Consider the following 3,434-nt stretch of genomic DNA (forward strand, 5'->3'; position numbering starts at 1 on the left):
GCCCGAACACTGCCAGCGACAGCCAGATGCCCTCGCCGATCCACATGGCGAGCAGGAATGGGAACACGTCGCGAAAACCCTTCGCGATCACCCTTGCGACAAGGGCGGCGATCGACGGGCCGGGCGAACCGGCGGCCACGAAAAGCGCGGCAGCGAAGATCAGCAGCGAGGTGATATGCATGGCCAAAATCTCCGATCGAGGTTTGGCCGCCAATCTAGCCAGCAACGGCAGCATTGGCAAAGAACAAGCAATCGCTTCGGTCGGGCGGGGCGCCGATCTCGACAATTGCCGCCTTGCCGTTCCCGTCGGCCGCGGCTAGAAGAGCCGCCCCGACATTCATTTCGAGCTTCATTTTGCCTCAGTAACCGCCGGTCTCGTCAACTCTCCTGAAAACACAGGGCGCTGCAGTTGCGGCGTCCCGATCATTTCATGTGTTCCTCAGGCGGCGGTTCGAGACCGGTTTGGCATTGCTGAACCTGTCGCGCGCTGCGCGACGCCTGATTTCCTTAAAGCCGCAGCTCTCCAGCCACGCCGTGCCCGCCCGGGCAACTCGACATCGCCGACCTGGCGAACTTCCCGACGGGAAGGGCTTTCGGCATGTCCGGACTTTTGCGTATCCGCTGGGCGATCGCGCCCGAAATCGCGCCTCGACCTCTCATCAACTGCAATCGCTGCCGCGGCCTCAGGCCGTATCGATCGAGCGGCAAGTTCCGCGTCAACGCCAACGGCAAGCGCATCGACGCCTGGCTGATCTACCGCTGCGTCGACTGCGACAATTCCTGGAATTTCGCCATTTTCGAGCGCCGCAGCCGCCACGACATCGAGCCGGCGCTGCTTGCGGCACTCGAAAGCAACGACCCGGCGCTGGCCCGGCGTCATGCCTTCGATGCCGCCGTACTGAGGAGCCACGTCGGACGCATCGAGGAGTTCCCAGACGTCGCCATTGAAAGGTATGTGCTGGAACGCCGGCCGGAACATACGACCGTGCTGGACCTGCGGCTCACTCTGGAAATGCCTGTGCCCTTGCGGCTCGACCGGTTGCTGGCTGGCGAACTCGGCGTCTCGCGCTCGCGGCTTCAGGCCTGGGAGGAGCGGCGGCAGCTTTGCGTCGAGCTTGATGGCGCCAGGGCGCTGCGCAGGCCGCCGCGCGACGGCATGGCCATCCGTATCGATCTGAGCGACGAACCGGATCGCGACACCATCGTCGCCGCTGCCGGCGCGTGAAACGAAAAAGGGAGGGAGCAGTGCTCCCTCCCTCGATGATTGCTCAGGCGAAGACCTTACGCCGCGCCGACCGCCTTGGCCGACTTCTCGAAACGCTTACGTTCGTTCGGGTCGAGATAGAGCTTGCGCAGCCGGATCGTCTTCGGCGTTACCTCGACCAGCTCGTCGTCCTGGATCCAGGCCAGCGCGCGCTCCAGCGTCATGCGGATCGGCGGGGTCAGCTTCACCGCCTCGTCCTTGCCGGCGGCGCGGATGTTGGTGAGCTTCTTGCCTTTCAAAACATTGACCTCGAGGTCGTTGTCGCGGCTGTGGATGCCGATGATCATGCCCTGATAGACCCTGACGCCGGGATCGATGACCATCGGGCCGCGGTCTTCCAGGTTCCACATCGCATAGGCGACCGACTCGCCCTGCTCGTTGGAGATCAGCACGCCATTGGTGCGGCCGGGCAGTTCGCCCTTGTAGGGCTCATAGGCATGGAACAGCCGGTTCATCACGGCGGTGCCGCGCGTGTCGGTCAAGAGCTCCGACTGGTAGCCGATCAGGCCGCGTGTCGGGGCATGGAAGACCAGGCGCTGGCGGTTGCCGCCGGACGGGCGCAGCTCGACCATCTCGGCCTTGCGCTCCGACATCTTCTGCACGACGACGCCGGCATGCTCCTCGTCGACGTCGATGACGACCTCCTCGACCGGCTCCAGCAGCTCGCCGTTCTCGCCCTTCTGCATGACGACGCGCGGCCGCGACACGGCGATCTCGAAGCCTTCGCGGCGCATCGTCTCGATCAGCACCGCAAGCTGCAATTCGCCACGGCCGGAGACGAAGAAGGAATCCTTTTCCGGCGATTCCTCGATCTTCAGCGCGACATTGCCCTCGGCTTCGCGCAGCAGGCGGTCGCGGATGACGCGGCTGGTCACCTTGTCGCCCTCGGTGCCGGCGAGCGGGCTGTCATTGACGAGGAAGGACATGGTCACCGTCGGCGGATCGATCGGCTGCGCATGCAGCGGCTCGGTCACCGTCGGGTCGCAGAACGTGTCGGCGACGGTGCCCTTCGACAGGCCGGCGATGGCGACGATGTCGCCCGCCTGGGCTTCTTCGATCGGCTGGCGCTCGAGGCCGCGGAAGGCGAGAATCTTGGAGACACGGCCGGTCTCGATCTGGGTGCCGTCATGGTGCAGCACCTTGACCGCCTGATTGGCCTTCAGCGAGCCCGACTCGATGCGGCCGGTGATGATGCGGCCGAGGAAGGGATTGGCTTCCAGGATGGTGCCGATCATGCGGAACGGGCCGGGATGCACCGTCGGCGCCGGCACGTGCTTGACGACGAGATCGAACAGCGGCGCCAGGCCCTGATCCTTCGGGCCTTCGGGGTTTTCCGAGACCCAGCCGTCGCGGCCCGAACCGTACAGGATCGGGAAGTCGAGCTGCTCGTCGGTGGCGTCAAGCGCGGCGAAGAGATCGAACACCTCGTTGACCACCTCGACGTGGCGGGCGTCCGGGCGATCGATCTTGTTGATGACGACGATCGGCTTCAGGCCGACCTTGAGCGCCTTGCCGACGACGAACTTGGTCTGCGGCATCGGCCCTTCGGCGGCATCGACCAGCACGATCGCCGAATCCACCATAGACAGGATGCGCTCGACCTCGCCGCCGAAATCGGCGTGGCCGGGCGTGTCGACGATGTTGATGCGGGTGCCATGCCAGTCGACCGAAGTCGCCTTGGCCAGGATGGTGATGCCGCGTTCCTTTTCGAGGTCGTTGGAATCCATGGCGCGCTCGGCGACGCGCTGGTTGTCGCGGAAGGCGCCGGACTGTTTCAAGAGCTGGTCGACGAGGGTGGTTTTTCCATGGTCGACGTGCGCGATGATCGCGATATTGCGGAGGTTCATGTGTCTGGTCTCGGGAGCGTTGCGGGCAGCAGGCCCAGAGGCGCCGCCTTTTTCGGTTGCGCGGCTCATACAGGGTTTTTCGCATTTGCGAAAGGGGAGGCTCGTACCCAAATATGTGGTTACCAATTGTTAAGCGTCTTTGCGTCAAATGTATCAATTCACCAGGGCGGAACCTTTCGGGGTCCAGGCAGTTCGATTCCCATGACCGATCAACTCACCAGATTGCGTCCAACCGTGGCATGGGCAACGCTTGCCGTTCTGCTGGCGGTTGGCGGGGCGCAGTCCGCCGCGACGCTCCAGGGAAATCCGGCTTTGCCCGCCGA

At 64.3% G+C, this 3,434-nt stretch carries 2 protein-coding genes and 1 pseudogene; 1 reads left to right on the forward strand and 2 read right to left on the reverse strand.

The annotated features are described in order from the left end of the window. A pseudogene (locus EOA33_RS28735) lies at positions 1–181 on the reverse strand (LysE family translocator); the annotation flags it as partial. 417 nt (positions 182–598) lie between these two features. On the opposite strand from EOA33_RS28735, the gene EOA33_RS28740 reads away from it, so the two are divergent. Then, positions 599–1,225, forward strand: coding sequence for a DUF1062 domain-containing protein (locus EOA33_RS28740; RefSeq protein WP_126057574.1), 627 nt, complete (start codon positions 599–601; stop codon positions 1,223–1,225). A 56-nt stretch (positions 1,226–1,281) separates the two neighbouring features. Here EOA33_RS28740 and typA read toward each other — a convergent pair whose 3' ends face one another. Further along, the gene (gene typA, locus EOA33_RS28745; protein WP_126057573.1) at positions 1,282–3,111 is read right to left on the reverse strand and encodes a translational GTPase TypA; all 1,830 of its coding nucleotides are present in this window, start codon (positions 3,109–3,111) and stop codon (positions 1,282–1,284) included. Positions 3,112–3,434 lie beyond the last annotated feature (323 nt).

This window comes from Mesorhizobium sp. M4A.F.Ca.ET.050.02.1.1, from assembly GCF_003997725.1.
GTDB lineage: Bacteria > Pseudomonadota > Alphaproteobacteria > Rhizobiales > Rhizobiaceae > Mesorhizobium.

Coding starts and splice junctions, on each gene's coding strand:
- EOA33_RS28740 (WP_126057574.1), top strand. CDS start 599: ATGTCCGGACTTTTGCGTATCCGCTGGGCGATCGCGCCCGAAATCGCG.
- typA (WP_126057573.1), bottom strand. CDS start 3,111: ATGAACCTCCGCAATATCGCGATCATCGCGCACGTCGACCATGGAAAA.